This is a genomic window from Rapidithrix thailandica (assembly GCF_039710355.1).
Taxonomy (GTDB): domain Bacteria; phylum Bacteroidota; class Bacteroidia; order Cytophagales; family Flammeovirgaceae; genus Rapidithrix; species Rapidithrix thailandica.
This window is the reverse complement of record NZ_JBDKWZ010000003.1, coordinates 252,087-268,175: the sequence shown is the minus strand read 5'-3', so window position 1 is coordinate 268,175 and position 16,089 is coordinate 252,087. Positions and strand designations below refer to the sequence as shown.

Here is a 16,089-nt window from a genome sequence, read left to right as displayed (position 1 = left end):
ATCAAAGGTGGAATTCATCTGTTCCCAATCGTTAAGGCTTATAGCCGGTCCCTTCGATAAGGTAAAGTATCCGCATTGGTAATATTTGCCTTCATTCCCGAATTTTTCCAAGATGGCCGTTTGGTAGTTGGTTCCATCTTTTATCAGGCTAATTGTTGGCCTCTAACAGATCCCATAAATTGCCATACAGATCTTCAAAAACCGCTACAGTGCCGTATTCTTCCTTTCTGGGAGGTTGAACAAAGTTTACCCCTCTTTCCTGCATTTTTTGATAGTCTCTTTGGATATCATCGGTATACAAAAAGAGAAATACCCGGCCTCCGGTTTGGTTACCTACACTGGTTTGCTGCCGGACGTTTGCGGCTTTGGCCAGTAATAAACAACATTCTTCCCCTCCGGGAGGGGCTACCAATACCCAGCGTTTGGTGTCGCTCATCCGGGTATCTTCCAGAAGCTTGAAATCCAGTTTCTTTGTATAGAATTCAATGGCTTCATCATAATCATGAACAACTAAGGCGATACGGGCTATTCTTTGTTTCATAGTAATTTTCTTGTTAATCCGTTTGAATTTTATTTCAGCATTAATTTGCTTCCGGGTAGGCACTTAACCGTGCACTGTATTTCCACAATTCGGAAGTATTGCTTTTTACCGATTGACTGTATTCTTGGGCCAGTTTTGTTGTTGTTTCCGAAAATCCGAACAAGTTTTCACACCATCGTAACTCCTCCAGTTTATTCAGACTAACAAACAGTTGATAGGCATGGGTAGTCCCTCCCGAAACCGTTTTCATCCATATGAATGAAACTTCTTTCAGTTGGGTTTGTAATTGCGCTTTATAGTCTCTCAGAAATGTCCGGAAAGTGGCTCCTTGTCCGTGTTTTATTTCAAGATGGTATACCTGCAAATAAGGTTTTTTATACCAATCTTGTTGATAATGGCTATATTCCTTCAAAAGGCTTTTGTAGCTTCCGGAAGGTTTTTCTACATAGGGTGTCCAATGAATATTATTGTGCCGGGCATTTTCAGCGCCATTAACTTTCCAACGGTCAAAATCACTCCATTGATGATCGGGAGTCGCATCTATAAAACGTCCTCTTCGCTCACCGTTGATTACAAACCAACCGACCCATGCCCAGTCGTCCTTTTGAGATTGATGCCACTCCAGATCTTTTTCGTATCCATTGATAAACTGTTCGCGCATCCCCTCCTTAAGTTTGTATTCAAAAAATGAAAAGACAGACTCCTGGGCATAGTTCAAATGGAAATTAAATATACAGAGAAGTAAAAAAATGAAAGTTGTTTTCATGGTAGTTGGAAGATTTACAGTCTAGGTATTTTCACATACTACATTAAGCACCTGGTATGGAGGGCAGGTGCTTGCGTAGTACATGAGTAAAATATTTACTGATGAAATTGACACTAGTATATAGTACGCTAAGAGTTTTGGGAAAGAGATGAATTGCTTGTGAATGGAATTGATTCTTAGAGCATGCTTAAATTTCACCTTTTTGATTCCCGGCTCTCTGAAAAAAAACAATAGTTTAATAGTACTCAGAGAAGAAAGCTCTTAATTCATTCACCCACAACTCAGGTTCTTCCATCGTGGCAAAATGGCCGCCTTGGGGCATTTTGCTAAACTGTTTTACATTGGTTAACCTTTCGGCCCATTCCTTGGGGGTAGGTGCTTCGCCCGGGAAGATGGCAACTCCGGTAGGTACTTCTACATATTGAGAGGACTTTAATCCTCCGGAATACATAGCCCTTGCATTCATCGCATACGTCCTGATGGATGAATTGATGGTTTGTGTGACCCAATAAATCATGATATTGGTAAGCAACTCATCTTTACTAAAACTGTTTTCAATATTGCCTTGGTTGTCACTCCAGGAGTTGAATTTTTCCAGAATCCAGGAAGCCAGCCCCACCGGGGAATCGTTCAATCCATAACCCAACGTTTGGGGTTTGGTGGATTGAAGCATATTGAAAGCTCCTTCCGTGTAAAACCACTGTTGGATAAACTGCCCGAATTCTTGTTCAGCAGCGGACATGGTAGACCAGTCTTCCGTTCCGTTCGGATAACCTACGTCCGTAAGGTGTATAGCACGCACCTTGTCCGGGTATTGATTAGCCAGCGACTTGGTGATGCCCGTACCCATATCACCTCCTGCTGCCAGATAAGAATCATATGCTAGTACGTCACTCATAAGCTTCGCCCATAGTTGGGCTGTTCGGTCATCATTCAAAGCAACTTTGTCGGAGAAGCCAAAGCCTGGGATGGAAGGAATCACCACATCAAAAGCTTCAAGGGGCTTTCCTCCGTTTCCGGCAGGATTCGTAAGCATAGGGATCACTTTATGAAAGCGGTAAAAGCTATCAGGCCAGCCATGGGTGAGCAACAGGGGACGAGGGTTGTCTCCTTTACCTTTTACATGAATAAAGTGAATGGAGATTCCGTCAATGTCCGCTTTATAATGAGGGTATTGGTTTAATAAAGCTTCCTGTTTGTACCAGTCGTATTCGTTTTGCCAATAGTGGACCAGTTCTTTTAGGTAATTGGGGTCGGTTCCGAAGTTCCAGCCGGCATCTTGGGGCTCGTCCGTCCAACGGGTTTGTTTTAATCGGATTTGTAAATCGTCTAAAATCTCTTGAGTTACTTCGATTCGGAATGGCTTTTTTATCATGGTTTTCGCTTGTATTGAATAAAGATAGTTTTCATGATTTTTGGGTGATCCGCCTGTTTGAGCAAGCGGATATGATAATAGTTACCGGGTCTGTTTCGAAGGCTGATTACATGAACCAACCGAACAAGCATCTGTTGTTTTTTGGCAATGTTTTAACTGCTCATTTTGAGTTTGATAGTTTTTTGGGCGTTTGGTCCCTACTTTCCCTCCCATAAATAAATGGATATATTCTTTCATGAGATTGCCGAATAAAAAGTTATTAAAATCCTTTGTCAAGTTTAGTGATAGAGTCGCTGGTTGAGCGTTGTCAGTTCTCATCCCTTGACCTGGTATGCATTCGAATCCGTTGTTAATTTTTGTGTGAACTTGAACATAAAAGTTTGTACCTGAGTCATTTTTTACTGGTTTTCTGTGAATAGTTTCTTTTTCTTCTTACTTGGTAATACAAAGGTAAAAGCACTTAGTGACAGCAGTATGTCAGTAAAAAATGAGCAATTGATTTTTTTTAAAATTACTCTCCTTTCTTCTTTCGAAGTTTGATTTTTTGTAAAACCCTACCCATATCTCATTTTTCTGATGATGATATTGAACTCCTCGTGATTTTTAAAAAATGAGGCATCATTTGTATTTCTTATTTCATTGTATTATTTAGCAAGTTTCCTCTAGTTATATTCCAGATCTGATGAGTTACACGCTTCAAGTAGGCCCGTGCAACTTTGAGGAATTGCCCCCGGAAATTGAAGATGTTGCTTAGGCTTTCAAAGAGAAATTAATAACCATGGTAGTCTTTAGAGTTGAATGATATCCTTGATTACAAAGATATTGGAAATATCGGCAGGCTGAAATGGGGGAAAACGACAATAATACAGGTTAAATGTGCCAATCGAAAACCCGAATCATGTATGAAGAATGTTGCTGTACTCATCACACACCAGGCACTTATTGCAGCGATTGGGAATACCCGGTATATGTTTACAATGGTCAATCGTTTTTTAAAACAAACCGGTAAAGACGAATTGTTTAATGTGAGTTTGGTGGGCCTTTCCAAAACCGTGGAATTAGACCAAGGTTTGTATACCATCAAAGCTGATGCGAAACTGGATGAAGTCAAACAAATCGACTTAATCATCATTCCTCCGATGAGTGGTGATATGGAAAAGGGAATTTCCCTGAACCGGGCGTATATTCCGTGGATTCTACAACAATATCAACGAGGGGCGGAAGTGGCGAGTTTGTGTGTAGGGGCTTTTATACTGGCTGAAACAGGTTTGTTAAAAGGAAGGGAATGTTCTACGCATTGGCAAACCGCGAATGAGTTTAAGAAAAGGTATCCGGATGTTCAATTGGTAGAAGACAAAATTGTGACCGACTACAAAGGCTTATATACTAGCGGAGGAGCCAATTCTTACTGGAATTTGCTGGTATATCTGGTAGAAAAATTTACCGACCGGGAAATCGCAATTTCCACCTCCAAGTATTTTGAAGTGGAGTTGGGCAGGGATAATCAGTACGAGTTTATGACCTTTGAAGGATGCCGGTTGCATCAGGATGAGGCAATTATGGAAGTGCAGCACTATATTGAAATGCATTACCAGGATAGAATCACCATCGATCAATTGGCCCGGATGACGCATTTGGGCCGTAGGACATTTCAAAGGCGATTTAAAAATGCAACTCACAATACCGTGAGAGAATATATCCGGAAAGTGAAAGCTGAGGCAGCTAAGAAATTGTTGGAATCACAACGGTTTACAGTCAACGAAGTGATGTTTGAAGTGGGGTATAATGATCCGAAGGCTTTCCGGGATGTGTTTAAGAAAGTCATCGGGATGACACCGCTGGAGTATAGAAATAAATTTTCCTGATCTGTTTGAATTACAAAGTGAATCAAGGTTCAAGCTTGTTTTGTCAAGTTTGGACCTTGATATTTTTCCGGGTATTGAAAACCCGGAGGATTAGTGACGTTGCCCGCCGATGGCCAATCCTCCATCCACCGAAAGGCATTCTCCGGTCACAAAAGAGGAGGCAGGACTACTTAGCCAAACTACCGCTTCCGCTACCTCTTCCGGGCTGGCAAACCGGCCTATGGGAGCATGAGTTTTTAAAGGCTGCCTGTCCGCTTCATTGGGAAGGATCCGCTCAAACATAGGGGTGTGTATATACCCCGGGTTGACATTATTGATCCGTATATTGAAAGGCCCGGTTTCGATGGCCAACGCTTTGATCATACCATCCAAGGCGGCCTTGCTGGCAGAGTAAAGACTGGAGCCGGGAAATGCCCCTTTGCTTAGCCAGGAAGATGTGTTGACGATCGTGCCGGTGCTCCCTTGCTTTTTAAATTGTTCGATTTCGTATTTGCAAGCTAGCCAAACGCCCTTCAGGTTAATATCCATCAATGTAGTATATTCTTCTTCCGTAGTTTCGTCAATAGCAGCAAATCCTCCCTCAATGCCGGCATTATTAAAAGCAATGTCAACACGGCCGTAGATGCTTACCGTTTCCGAAATGAGATGCTGTACATCTTTACTTTTCGAGACGTCCGTAGGGATAAAATGAACCGGGGGACTAATCTGACGCAGTTGTTCTTCTGCAATTTGTCCCTGTTTTTGTCTTCTTCCTGCAATTACGACTTTGGCTCCTTTTTGTAGAAACAGGGAAGCAGCGGCATAGCCAATGCCGGTGGTCCCTCCGGTGATGATCACCACTTTGTTCTTCAGATGTTCTTGTATCATAACTTGAAATTTTACTTTGATACAAAGCTAAAGGAGGAGGGGATTCCAAAATTATGTAAATCAAACAATATGTTATGACATCACAACCTCATGCTGACGAAATTGTTTGGGAGTACTTCCTACTTGTTTTTTAAAGAAGATATTAAAGTTGGAAGCGTGCTCAAAGCCCAGGCAATAGCCGATTTCCGAAATATTCCAGCTACTGTGTAATAACAGTGATTTGGCTTCCTGAACAACCCTTTCGGAAATCCATTGGGTCGTAGTTTTGCCGGTAGTTTCTTTCAAAGCCCTGTTTAGATGATTGGTATGGATCGAAAGCTGGTCAGCAAACTCATTGGCTGTTTTAAATGAAAGAGTATGTTGGGGAGCATCGATGGGAAATTGCCTGTCCAATAACTCCAAAAACAAAGAGCTGATTCGAGCGTGTGCGTTTTTGTGCTGAATCTTTGTTTCGGGAGGTTGTATTTTTAATGCTTCGTGAATAATGATCTGAATATAATTGCGCAACAGATCGTATTTATGAATATATGTGGACTGCATCTCCGTAAGCATATTCTCAAATATACCACTCAAAAAATGCATCTTCTCATCATCAGGAATCAAAATATGATTGCCCCCTACTCTAAATAAAGGAGATTGTGAAAGGCTTTCCGCTTTGTTTTGATTAATAAAATCTTCGGTAAACAAACAAAAATACCCGGTTTGGTCTTCTGTGGTTGGCCCCCAGGCATAAGGAATCAAAGGGTTTAGAAATGTGATGGCACTGTTTTTAAGCTGAATGGATTTATCAGCATAAGAAAGTATTCCCTCACCTTTGGTTACCAATGAAATTTTGTAAAAATCTCTTCTGTTTGGGGGCAATGAAGTGTCATGGCATGCAAATTCTTCCCTCCTGTATATGTTGAATTGTCCGGCATGGGAATAGTCTTGTCCATGTCTTTGGTAGAAGTCCTTTATGGTTTCGGTATTTTTCATATGCTAAAGTTATGTAAATCAAACGATGAATGCTAATCCATCCGGAGTGAGAAGAACTTTATAAAGGGTTTAAAATAAAAGAAGAAAAGGCAATCCACCGGCATTTCAATTCCGGAAACTTCCAATATATTCATCCTGTACGTAGTGATAAATTTTTCCCTACCTGAATCTTTTTTCCCTTATTGTCTGGAGAAGTGGTTACACTGAAATTTGCCACAGTAATCAACAACAAAATTATTTCAATATGTCAGAAAACAAAATTCCAGGATTGGTCTCAGTGATTGGTTTAGGAGCCATGGGATCTACATTGGCCCTATTGCTAGTCAAAAACGGATATCAAGTCACTGTATGGAACAGAACATCCGCCAAGGCCGAATCCCTGATTCGGGAAGGGGCGACCTTGGCAACTTCTGCGGTCGCAGCCGTGAAAGCAAGCCCGGTGACGGTGATTTGTGTGCATAATTATGCGGCAACCGATGACATCCTTCATACAGAAGAAATCGAAAATAATGTATCGGGCCGAACTTTTATCCAATTGACCAGTGGGAGCCCGAAGGAGGCGAGAGACTTCGAGGCCTGGACCCGGAAACATGGCGCTCGTTACCTGGACGGGGCTATTCAGGCAGCGCCTAGTCAGATGGGACGCCCTGACACACCCATCTTGGTATCCGGAGCAAAAGACGTTTTTGAACAACATGAAGCCTTGCTCAAGGTATTCGGTGGAGGGATCTCTTTTATCGGGGAAGAGGCTGGTTCTGCCTCGGCCATAGACCTGGCGACACTCTCTTATGTATACGGGTCGGTGCTGGGCTTTTTTCACGGAGCACGTATTGTCGAGTCGGAAGGCTTCCGGGTGGATACTTACAGTGACTTGGTGGCTGGCATTACGCCTACCTTCGGGGACTTTCTCAAACATGAAGGGAGAATGATTCAATCGGAAAATTATGAAATATCCGAAAGCCCTTTAAAAATCTCGGTGGATGCCGTAGAGCGGATTAGCGATCAGGCTCATAAAGCCGGGATAAATCATGCCTTCCCGACTTTTGCCTCGGCTCTCTTCCAAAAAGCTTCGGCTATGAATTTGGGAAATGAGGAATTGGCGGCCATTATCAAAGTATTGCGGACAGCGAACTGATCTCTGTTCATGCTAAATAATCTTTTAAAATAACAAAACCATGAAAAAGCAAAAAGTAACAGTAATTGGCTTAGGGGCCATGGGGACTGCTTTGGCCAAGGCATTTCTCAATGCAGGACATACCACTACGGTTTGGAACCGCTCTCCCGAAAAAGCCAGGCCTTTGGTTGCTGAGGGAGCAAATCTTGCCAATTCCCTAGAAGAGGCCGTAGAAGCCAGTCCTTTGATTGTCATTTGTGTGTTGAATTATAAAGTGTTGCGTAAAATTATTGAGCCTGTTGGCGAAGCTTTGGAAGGCCGAACATTAGTAAGCCTTACCAATGATACTCCTGAAAAAGCCCGTGAAATGGCTGTATGGACCCAAGAAAACAATATTCAGTATCTGGATGGATCGGTGCTTGTGCCGGTACCGGTGATCGGGTCAGCCGAAAGCTTAATCCTTTACAGCGGACCGAAAGGCGTATATGACACATATCTGTCAACGTTGAAAGCTTTGGGAGGAAGGCCCACCTATCTGGGTGAGGAACATGGAATAGCTGCCTTGTACGACATGGGCATGATGAATATTTTCTTCACCAGTTTAAGTGGTGTATTACATTCGTATGCCCTGGTAGGTTCGGACGGGGTTGCTGCAAAACAGTTTTTACCTTTTGCCAAAGAAGTATTTGCGGTAGCGGGCTCTTTTTTGGAAGAGTTTGCCGAAAATGTGGATGGAAAACATTATCCGGGGGACTTGGATAACATCACGATGGAAGCTGCCGGAATCGAACATATTCTGGAAGCTAGTCGCCATCGGGGAATGGATGTAGGGGTATTAAACGGACTGAAAACTGTGTACGACCGGGCGATTGCCGCAGGTTACGGGGCAAACGGAATGCCTAGTGCAATTGAAGGAATGAAAACTAACGGTAAAGCTCAATGAGTCTGAGAAACAACATTAAAACCATAGAAAATTCTTTTGAAGTAATAGCGATTATTACGAATCAAATAGTATAAGGGAGCCAAAGAGTGAGTGATGTAATTTTCCCACAGGAAAACGTATTCACCCACGCGCTTCAAGGCTTTGCAGAGCCTGAGCGAGTGTGGATTTGAAGATTCTTGTCAGAATTCCGGCCTATTGTGGAAACATATTTTCGCTATCATCCTCTGAAAGGGGACAAAAGGGTATGCCCAATGCGAAAGCTCAATACGAGCTTGTTAGGAGCAAGAGTTCGATTGTACTTTACGGAGGTGTAAAAAAGTGCCGGCAGTACTTCCCCGGGATCCGTTCCGTTATGAATAAACCGCTCTTCTTCTCCTTTTCAGAACAAAAATACCGGTGTTCAGCCTAAAAAAGACGGCAACTGCCGGGAAGCCTTTTTGTTAGGGGCCTTTCAGCTATTTTCACTTATTTTCATTTTTTTTCAGCTATTTTCAGTTAGCTTTTCACTTAGCAGAGGCGCGAAAAAAAAAATTTATTGAAGGCTTGCTAAGTGAAAATAAGTGAAAAGGGCTGTTAAGTGAAAATAGCTGAAAAACAGCCAGTCATCCGTTCGAATTAACCGGAGCGAATCAAGGGCTAAAATTCCCGGCAGCTTTGTATTTTTCAAGGAATACCGCTCCGGGAGTAAAATACCTTGGAATTTTTTGCCACTTAAAAACAGGGCGGGGTCAGAAAGGCGGGGAGGAGCGTTTCGTTGCCAGGGACTAGTTGTTAGTGATTGGCTATTTGGAGTTGATGGCTATTGATTACAACATTACCCCTCCGAACATGGGCCTTGACGGAATACTAGCAAGAAAGCCAGGGGTTTTGGGAGCCATAAAAATTAGAGATTTTACGGAAAACAGTAAATTAAGGGAGAAAAAGTGAAAAAATACGGATGAGCCTTGTGTAAAGTATAAGTGACTGTATGTTTTTGGGTTCTTTGAGGGGAGGGAGAGGAGTTCTGTAGATGAACAAATTATGCGTCATACTGAAAAACACCCCTTAATCAATTAGTTCGTAATAAGGTTTAATTACTTTTCTCTCTATGAAAGACATTCATTTTTTGTCATTTAATCATAAACCAAGCATATCTAAAAAATGATAAGGAGCAAAAGAGAAATTTACTGGAATATAGCCTTAACCACTCTCAGTGTATTGGTATTTTGGCTGTTTACCGAATTAAAAGCTTCCGGAAAAATAGAGGTCCAACTTTTTGAGCGCTATTTGTTTAGTACCTTTTTTATGAATGTATGGAGCCTGACAGCGATACTTATCACTTTGCGGAAAGTTTTTTTTGCTCTTTGACTAAAAAAAATCCTGTTTCAGCTCTTGTTTGGGGTATTATTATCGAGATCGTCTTACTATTATTTATTTCATTGCTCGTAGTTACGGTAACAAGTACTCCGAATTGGTTAAACCTGACAATGGGCGTTGTGCTCTTGCCACAGCTTTTCTTTGGGGTACTTGAATATAGATTGCTCAAAAGGATGATGCTTTTTATCAAACTGTAGATTGGGGAGTAAGTCGTAAATAAAGAAAGTCCTGATGCTGTAAAAACAGTTTCAGGACTTTCATAATGTTGTCTTCAGGAAGAGAAAAGCCTTCACTCTGATGACTTGTTTTCCGGGGCTTGTATATTACTCTTCATCGAAAAGCAGGTGAGAAGAAGCCACCGGTTGTAGTACTTCTATTACCGGAGTCCTTTCCAAGCCGCTTTCATCTCTTTGTTGTTGAAATGATTTGAAGGAAGGGGTTTCCAACAATTGTTGCTGGATATCTTCATGTTGATAGCGGGAAAAATGCACGAAGGTTTTTCCGTCTTCCTTCAAATAAACATGGTAACGGAAAGCCACGCTATTCAGCTTTTTGAAATCCTGCATGAACGTATGAATGTTTTCCTGATTTTTTTCTGCGAATTCTAGCCGAACGGTGTAGGTTACTTTAACTTTTACTTAATAAAATAGTGAATGGGTGAAATAGTGAAGTGGTGAGTGGGTGAATTGATGATACACTACAAGCCTTATTATGCATACCTTCAATCCTTCTGTCCTTCTCTCCTTCATTCCTTCAATCCCTCAAACTTTTAACTAAACTGCCCCACTTTGTATTCGCCCGGGGTGGTCAGAAAGGCCTTGTTAATCCGGTTCCAGGCATTGATCTGGGTGATGCCCAAAGTCAATACGGCAATTTCCTCCTTGGAATAAAATGCCTGTAATTGTTCAAACAGATCATCTTCCACTCCTTGTTGGTTGGCCTGAGTTAATGCTTCGGCAAAAGCGAGAGTGGCTTTTTCTTTTTCACTGTAAAACGGACATTCGCGCCAGGCCGCCAGTGAGTGCAAGCGTAGTTCACTTTCGCCCATATGAATGGCTTCCTTGTGGTGCATATCCAGGCAGAAGGCACAACCGTTGATTTGAGAAACTCTGTATTTTACCAATTCCAATAGCTTTAAATCAAAGCCTGATTTGTGTAAGTAGGCTTCGCTTTTATACATTCCTGAAAACATTTCTTGATTTAATTCCTGGAAGGATATTCGCTCTTTCATTTTGATTGTTTTTTACTTGAAAAGTATGATTAAAAGATTTTTGGAGATAAGACACAAAGGCCCCTTGGAACGTGACCGGATTCAGAAATTTTTTAGCTCGATTTTTTCAAAATCCGATAATTGAGCACAACCACGGCCAGGAGGATCAACAGAATGCCTCCCCATTGCCATAAATTAACTTGCTCGTGCAGAAGGAAATAAGCCAGGCTCACAGAAACCGGTATTTCGATAGCGATTAGGATGGACCCCAGGCCCACGCCTGTTTTGGGCATTCCCGTATTAAAAAGAAAAGGAGGAAGGACCGTTCCGAACAGCGCCAATAGCAATCCCCAGGACCAAAAGATGGAAGTATCAAATTTGAGCAAAAGCGAGGGCAGGCCGATAGAAGCTACCATCAGAAAAGAGCCCAAGAGTATATAAAAACTTCGCTTTTCGGCAGGCAATGTGGGAGCCACTTTGTTGGCTACGGTCATGGAAATCGTGTACATTACCGCTGTTGTCAGCCCCCAAAAGATTCCTGTGGCGGGCAATTGCTCCAAATTTTGATGGGCATTGGTGGCCAATACCGTTCCTACGCATACGATCAGACTTCCGGTAATTTTAAAAATCGAAGGAAATCGTCTGTTTATCATACACTCTATCACCGTTCCCATCCAGATACTTTGCATCAACAACACTACGGCAATGGATACCGGCAGGTATTGTACGGAGAAGTAATAAGCCATTCCGGTAAGCCCGAAAGCACTTCCTCCCAAGGTCAGTTTTGCATAGGTTTTGGCTTTTACTTTTAAAGGCTGTGGCTGGCGGAGTTGTTTCTGTTTGAACAAATACAATACACCAAAGCTTAGCAGGCCCAACAAGTACTGGGCAAAAATGACTTCGGAAGGAGTGTACCCTTGGTTATACGCCAGCCTGACAAGGGTGGCCAGCACTCCGTAACTTGCAGCTCCGGCCGTGACCAGAACAATCCCTAAGCTTAATTCTTTTTTCATACCCTTAAGCTTTTACGGCAATGGCCTCCACTTCGAACAACATGTCTTCCAGGGCAAGTTTGGGTACCGGGATCAAGGTTTGGGCCGGATAAACTTTGTCAGGCCAGATATGCCGGGATTCTTCAATCAGGACCTGGTGTTTGGCAGCATCGTAATCCACAATCAAAGTGCTGAGTTTTACGATGTCTTTCATTTCCAGATGAACTTCGGCAAGTGCTTTTTGAATATTTGCAAAAGCTTGTTTTACCTGAGCTCTGAAATCCGCCTGTAGGTTACCTTCCCGGTCTTCCCCTCCTTGTCCGGCTACAAATACCAGATGGCTTCCGGCTTGTACACTGGCCATATGAGAATAACCATAGGGGGTAGGGTTATACAGGGATTGGGGGTTTAAAATTTGAGTTTTCATAACTGTCTATTTTTGAGGGGAAGACAGTTATGAAAACCAAAGCGTGACAAACTATCAGAGGTTTTTGAGGTTTTTCAGTTTTTCGGGATCCAGTACCACACTGATACGCTTGACCCTGGAGGTGCCTTCTTCCAGCTCGAACACCTGGCAAGTGGTCAGCTGGTCGCGGTAGTAATACAACAAGGCAGGTTGGTGATTCATAATAAAAGGTTTGACCGTATAGTTCTTTTGGTATTTGTGATAAACCAAGAGCAAGAGATCGGCCACCTCTTGTATGCCGGTGCAGTATTTTTTCACCACTTTGATTTTATCTCCGCCATCGGCATAGAATGTGATCTCTTTGGAAAGCAACTGGTGTAAAGTGTCCAGGTCTTTTTGGCGGATTGCCGAGGTAAATTGTTCTATACTTTGAAACTGCTCTTTGAGTGTGTTGGGCCGGGGTACTCGCTTTTCTTTTTGATGCACTTTTTGGTTGGCCCGGCTCAATAATTTTCTGGAATGTTCTATAGTGATGGAGAGCACATCGGCAATTTCTTCATGCGTGTAAGCAAAGGCTTCTTTCAGAATAAAGACAGCCCGCTCTTTGGGATTCAGCCGCTCCAACAGATACAAAAGCGAATACGAAACCAGTTCTCTGAGTTCAAGCCCCACATCGGATTTTTCGGTGGCAACCGGTTCCGGCAGCCAGGTTTCTTCCGGTTGGGTTCTTTGCTTTTGCCGTTTAAGATTGATCGATTGATTGATCACGCCCCGGATTAAGTAATTCTTCTCATTTTCCGGCTGAACGCCCTTTATGGTGTATTTTAGTATTACGTCTTGAATAGCATCTTTGGCATCTTCAGCCGAACCGAGAATATTATAAGCGTATGGAAACAGCAAGGATTGGTAATCTTTCACTTGAGTAAAATTTAGATTGCAGTGAGAAAATGAATCATTAGCTCACTGACACTTCAACAGCTCAAAGCGTGACAAGCCAGATAAAAAAGTTATTAAAAAAGTAAATTCAACGGTTTTTTACCCGGTAAGTCAGGGTTGCCGGGTTTATGATTGTTGAACATACGCTTCTTCTACTAAGATCGTGTCCCGGTGTTCATCGCCCCATTGGCCCATGGCATCTATGATGGGAAGCAAGCTTTCGCCCAACTCAGTGAGCTTGTATTCTACTTTGAGAGGCAAGCCCTGATAGACCTTTTTATCTATAATCCCATGGTCAAGCAATTCTTTGAGTTGCATGTTGATGACGCGGGGAGTAGCTACGGCAATACTTTTATGAATTTCATTGGGGCGTTGGATACCTCGGTGAATGCAATCAATGATACAGAATTTCCATTTACCTCCCAATGCTAAAGTGAAAACGTTGATACCGCATTCCAAATCGATAGGGATCTTTCTTTCATGCATAGTGTATAAGGGTTTGGTTGCAGGATTAAAGATAATAGATTTTTGAAACAGGTAAAAAATTCCCGGAGCCGGCAGTAGTTGAAGTGAAGGAATTTACCTGTTGTATGCGTGTCGAAACGTAGAATTCGGGTATATTAGCCGGTAAAGCCTCTTAACATAAAAGTTTCCGGGGCTTACATGACCTGGAGGAACATTAACGCAAGAAAGAATGAATTACCAGAAATATAAGCCCGGCAAACTACTTTCCGAATATGTCGATTGCTATTGGGCGGGCAGCATCTATGACCAATCAATTTCCGGAAGGGGGGAATCCTTTGTTCTTATTCCCGATGGAGTTATTGAATTGGCTTTCAATTTTGGCGATGGTATCACGGAAACGCTGGATAGCCGGAAGGAAGTTATTACAGGTTCTTATATTTCCGGTATTAGAAAATATTCCCCTCAAATGACTCTGCCCTGTTACCTGAATTTGTTTTGTGTCCGGTTTAAGTTAGGAGGAATTTATCCTTTTTTCCAGGTCCCGATGAATCTGCTTACCAATACATATTCCAAACCGGACGAATTTCTGGGAAAAGAATACGGTGAATTAGAAGAACGGATGTATGAAGCATCTGATAATTTGGAAAGAGTGGCATTGATTGAGCGGTATTTACTAAAAAAACTGAGAGCATCCTCTCAAGAAGACCATTTTGTAAAAGACTGTTCAGATTTGTTGTTTCAAGATACTTCATTACGGGTGAGTCAGTTAGGGGACTTGTTTGGAACTACCTATAAGACTATAGAGCGAAAATTTAAAAAAGCGATTGGGGTGCGTCCGTCCGAACTGATCAAAATAAAACGAATCAATAATGCCATTCATTCGATATATTCCTCTCAGTCTTCTACCTTAACCGAGGTAGCTTATACGTGTGGGTATTATGATCAGTCTCATTTTATCCGCGAATTTAAACAAGTAACCACCCATACCCCCAGGGAGTTTGTCCAAAAGCAGTATGCCATTTGCCTGAATACCGAGTTCAAAATACCAGTCTCAAGCAAGGAAAGGGGAAGAGAAATGCAAGTTCTGTAAGGATTTTCCAGTTAACATCCTGCCTTCCGACAGCTGTCTGCCAGGGGTGTCGAAATTGTACAATTAATAACAAGGTGAAGCGCCTATGTTTGCCAAAAAAATTGATAAAAGGCAAAATCATGAAAAAGCAACTCCTTGTTTTATTAATCTTAACGTCTTGTCATATAGGCTATGCGCAATTTGAAGACGGGTTCCAGGTTTCCAATACGATGTTTCCGGAGAATGCAAAAGTAGATATCTTTAAGTCACAAATCTCTTTGCAAAAATCTCTACGAGTGAGTGATAAAGGGGCTGCGGTAATCGTGGGTGGTAGTTATATGTTTTCAAAATTTGATTTTGACCGCTATAAATCACCTTACTCTTTCTCCTCCCTTGAAAATTTCCACTCTGCTTCTGTAAAGTTGGGGTATACAAGAGCTTTGGGAAAAAACTTGAGGTTTTTAGCCTTGACAGAACCTATGTTTTCTTCAAACCTTGATGATGAATTGAAAATCAGGGATTTTAGCATTATAGGAATTGTGGTGTTTACATTGAGTAATAAACACAAAAACTCTTTTTTTAACTTCGGTTTGGTTTACGACAGTCAGTTAGGCTTTCCGGTAGGTGTGCTTAACTTTCAACGGATTGTCAATAAAAAGTGGTCCTTTCGACTTGGTGCTCCCAGTTTTAATTTGGCCTATAACCTGAATGAGCGAAATACCCTACAGCCTTTTGCAAAGTTGGATTGGTTTTATGGGAATGTGAGCCGTTCGGTACTTTCTAGCTTGGGTGATACGAAGAGTCGTTTGTCACATATTGCCTTACTAGGTGGGATGGCCTATATCCATAAGATGGGAAAACATATAAGCTTATCGGTAGAAGGGGGATATTCTCTTGTCAATGAACTGGACATTCTCAACTATGAAATTGATGATAACGAATTACTCGATTTTGATATGCGCAATAACCTGTATTTGAAATTGGAAGTCCGATACAAGTTTCTGCGAAGTAAGCCTCCGGTTCATAAGAGAATGTAAGTACAGAAGAAGTGCTGTCTGATTCTTAAATCCTTAATGAAAAATAGCTCGACACTTTGAAATATTACTTTTAACATTGTATACAATCTCAATAAGAGAAATACGCTCCCACCGTTTGTCAAATATCAAGAAATTAGAGCTTCTGAGTCACAAACTGGTACACGATTTTGAC

16 protein-coding genes are annotated in these 16,089 nt (G+C 41.9%); 5 read left to right on the top strand and 11 right to left on the bottom strand.

What is annotated here, in order from left to right; all coding sequences use genetic code 11:
• Positions 1-148: 148 nt before the first annotated feature.
• The 3 genes from AAG747_RS06790 to AAG747_RS06780 form a co-directional block, all read right to left on the bottom strand.
• Positions 149-541: a VOC family protein gene (locus AAG747_RS06790; protein ID WP_346820392.1), complete on the bottom strand. Its 393-nt coding sequence runs from the start codon at positions 539-541 to the stop codon at positions 149-151.
• Between the two features lie 40 nt (positions 542-581).
• On the bottom strand, positions 582-1,307 hold the full coding sequence (locus AAG747_RS06785; RefSeq protein WP_346820391.1) for a hypothetical protein: 726 nt from the start codon (positions 1,305-1,307) through the stop codon (positions 582-584).
• 235 nt (positions 1,308-1,542) lie between these two features.
• The gene (locus AAG747_RS06780) at positions 1,543-2,682 is read right to left on the bottom strand and encodes an epoxide hydrolase family protein (RefSeq protein WP_346820390.1); all 1,140 of its coding nucleotides are present in this window, start codon (positions 2,680-2,682) and stop codon (positions 1,543-1,545) included.
• A 902-nt stretch (positions 2,683-3,584) separates the two neighbouring features.
• On the opposite strand from AAG747_RS06780, the gene AAG747_RS06775 reads away from it, so the two are divergent.
• Positions 3,585-4,547 carry a GlxA family transcriptional regulator gene (locus AAG747_RS06775; RefSeq protein WP_346820389.1) on the top strand — a complete coding sequence of 321 codons (963 nt, stop codon included), beginning with the start codon at positions 3,585-3,587 and terminating at the stop codon, positions 4,545-4,547.
• Between the two features lie 90 nt (positions 4,548-4,637).
• On the opposite strand, the gene AAG747_RS06770 is transcribed toward AAG747_RS06775, so the two are convergent.
• Positions 4,638-5,414: an SDR family NAD(P)-dependent oxidoreductase gene (locus AAG747_RS06770; protein ID WP_346820388.1), complete on the bottom strand. Its 777-nt coding sequence runs from the start codon at positions 5,412-5,414 to the stop codon at positions 4,638-4,640.
• A gap of 72 nt (positions 5,415-5,486) precedes the next feature.
• Positions 5,487-6,389, bottom strand: a complete 903-nt coding sequence (locus AAG747_RS06765) for an AraC family transcriptional regulator (protein ID WP_346820387.1) — start codon at positions 6,387-6,389, stop codon at positions 5,487-5,489.
• Positions 6,390-6,633: 244 nt separating this feature from the next.
• Between AAG747_RS06765 and AAG747_RS06760 the strand changes: the two genes are divergently transcribed.
• Positions 6,634-7,524: an NAD(P)-dependent oxidoreductase gene (locus AAG747_RS06760; protein ID WP_346820386.1), complete on the top strand. Its 891-nt coding sequence runs from the start codon at positions 6,634-6,636 to the stop codon at positions 7,522-7,524.
• Between the two features lie 40 nt (positions 7,525-7,564).
• A complete protein-coding gene (locus tag AAG747_RS06755; RefSeq protein WP_346820385.1) occupies positions 7,565-8,446 on the top strand; it encodes an NAD(P)-dependent oxidoreductase in 882 nt (293 codons plus the stop codon).
• 1,679 nt (positions 8,447-10,125) lie between these two features.
• On the opposite strand, the gene AAG747_RS06750 is transcribed toward AAG747_RS06755, so the two are convergent.
• The 6 genes from AAG747_RS06750 to AAG747_RS06725 all read right to left on the bottom strand — a co-directional run bounded on the left by AAG747_RS06750 (position 10,126) and on the right by AAG747_RS06725 (position 13,832).
• Positions 10,126-10,368, bottom strand: coding sequence for a hypothetical protein (locus AAG747_RS06750; RefSeq protein WP_346820384.1), 243 nt, complete (start codon positions 10,366-10,368; stop codon positions 10,126-10,128).
• A gap of 203 nt (positions 10,369-10,571) precedes the next feature.
• Entirely contained in the window at positions 10,572-11,033 is a 462-nt protein-coding gene (locus tag AAG747_RS06745; RefSeq protein ID WP_346820383.1) for a carboxymuconolactone decarboxylase family protein, read from the bottom strand.
• A 92-nt stretch (positions 11,034-11,125) separates the two neighbouring features.
• Positions 11,126-12,025 (bottom strand): EamA family transporter, encoded by a 900-nt coding sequence (locus AAG747_RS06740; RefSeq protein ID WP_346820382.1) that lies wholly within the window; start codon positions 12,023-12,025, stop codon positions 11,126-11,128.
• 4 nt (positions 12,026-12,029) lie between these two features.
• Positions 12,030-12,431 (bottom strand): RidA family protein, encoded by a 402-nt coding sequence (locus tag AAG747_RS06735; protein ID WP_346820381.1) that lies wholly within the window; start codon positions 12,429-12,431, stop codon positions 12,030-12,032.
• Positions 12,432-12,485: 54 nt separating this feature from the next.
• Positions 12,486-13,328, bottom strand: coding sequence for a sigma-70 family RNA polymerase sigma factor (locus AAG747_RS06730; protein ID WP_346820380.1), 843 nt, complete (start codon positions 13,326-13,328; stop codon positions 12,486-12,488).
• 144 nt (positions 13,329-13,472) lie between these two features.
• Positions 13,473-13,832, bottom strand: coding sequence for a winged helix-turn-helix transcriptional regulator (locus AAG747_RS06725; RefSeq protein ID WP_346820379.1), 360 nt, complete (start codon positions 13,830-13,832; stop codon positions 13,473-13,475).
• 208 nt (positions 13,833-14,040) lie between these two features.
• Here AAG747_RS06725 and AAG747_RS06720 point away from each other — a divergent pair, with 208 nt between their 5' ends.
• The gene (locus tag AAG747_RS06720; RefSeq protein WP_346820378.1) at positions 14,041-14,901 is read left to right on the top strand and encodes a DUF6597 domain-containing transcriptional factor; all 861 of its coding nucleotides are present in this window, start codon (positions 14,041-14,043) and stop codon (positions 14,899-14,901) included.
• Positions 14,902-15,020: 119 nt separating this feature from the next.
• Positions 15,021-15,917: a DUF6268 family outer membrane beta-barrel protein gene (locus AAG747_RS06715; RefSeq protein WP_346820377.1), complete on the top strand. Its 897-nt coding sequence runs from the start codon at positions 15,021-15,023 to the stop codon at positions 15,915-15,917.
• Positions 15,918-16,089: the final 172 nt, after the last annotated feature.

Bases quoted from the DNA above. Each gene is read 5' to 3' on its own strand.
- AAG747_RS06790 (WP_346820392.1), bottom strand. From the start codon at position 541: ATGAAACAAAGAATAGCCCGTATCGCCTTAGTTGTTCATGATTATGAT.
- AAG747_RS06785 (WP_346820391.1), bottom strand. From the start codon at position 1,307: ATGAAAACAACTTTCATTTTTTTACTTCTCTGTATATTTAATTTCCAT.
- AAG747_RS06780 (WP_346820390.1), bottom strand. From the start codon at position 2,682: ATGATAAAAAAGCCATTCCGAATCGAAGTAACTCAAGAGATTTTAGAC.
- AAG747_RS06775 (WP_346820389.1), top strand. From the start codon at position 3,585: ATGAAGAATGTTGCTGTACTCATCACACACCAGGCACTTATTGCAGCG.
- AAG747_RS06770 (WP_346820388.1), bottom strand. From the start codon at position 5,414: ATGATACAAGAACATCTGAAGAACAAAGTGGTGATCATCACCGGAGGG.
- AAG747_RS06765 (WP_346820387.1), bottom strand. From the start codon at position 6,389: ATGAAAAATACCGAAACCATAAAGGACTTCTACCAAAGACATGGACAA.
- AAG747_RS06760 (WP_346820386.1), top strand. From the start codon at position 6,634: ATGTCAGAAAACAAAATTCCAGGATTGGTCTCAGTGATTGGTTTAGGA.
- AAG747_RS06755 (WP_346820385.1), top strand. From the start codon at position 7,565: ATGAAAAAGCAAAAAGTAACAGTAATTGGCTTAGGGGCCATGGGGACT.
- AAG747_RS06750 (WP_346820384.1), bottom strand. From the start codon at position 10,368: ATGCAGGATTTCAAAAAGCTGAATAGCGTGGCTTTCCGTTACCATGTT.
- AAG747_RS06745 (WP_346820383.1), bottom strand. From the start codon at position 11,033: ATGAAAGAGCGAATATCCTTCCAGGAATTAAATCAAGAAATGTTTTCA.
- AAG747_RS06740 (WP_346820382.1), bottom strand. From the start codon at position 12,025: ATGAAAAAAGAATTAAGCTTAGGGATTGTTCTGGTCACGGCCGGAGCT.
- AAG747_RS06735 (WP_346820381.1), bottom strand. From the start codon at position 12,431: ATGAAAACTCAAATTTTAAACCCCCAATCCCTGTATAACCCTACCCCC.
- AAG747_RS06725 (WP_346820379.1), bottom strand. From the start codon at position 13,832: ATGCATGAAAGAAAGATCCCTATCGATTTGGAATGCGGTATCAACGTT.
- AAG747_RS06720 (WP_346820378.1), top strand. From the start codon at position 14,041: ATGAATTACCAGAAATATAAGCCCGGCAAACTACTTTCCGAATATGTC.
- AAG747_RS06715 (WP_346820377.1), top strand. From the start codon at position 15,021: ATGAAAAAGCAACTCCTTGTTTTATTAATCTTAACGTCTTGTCATATA.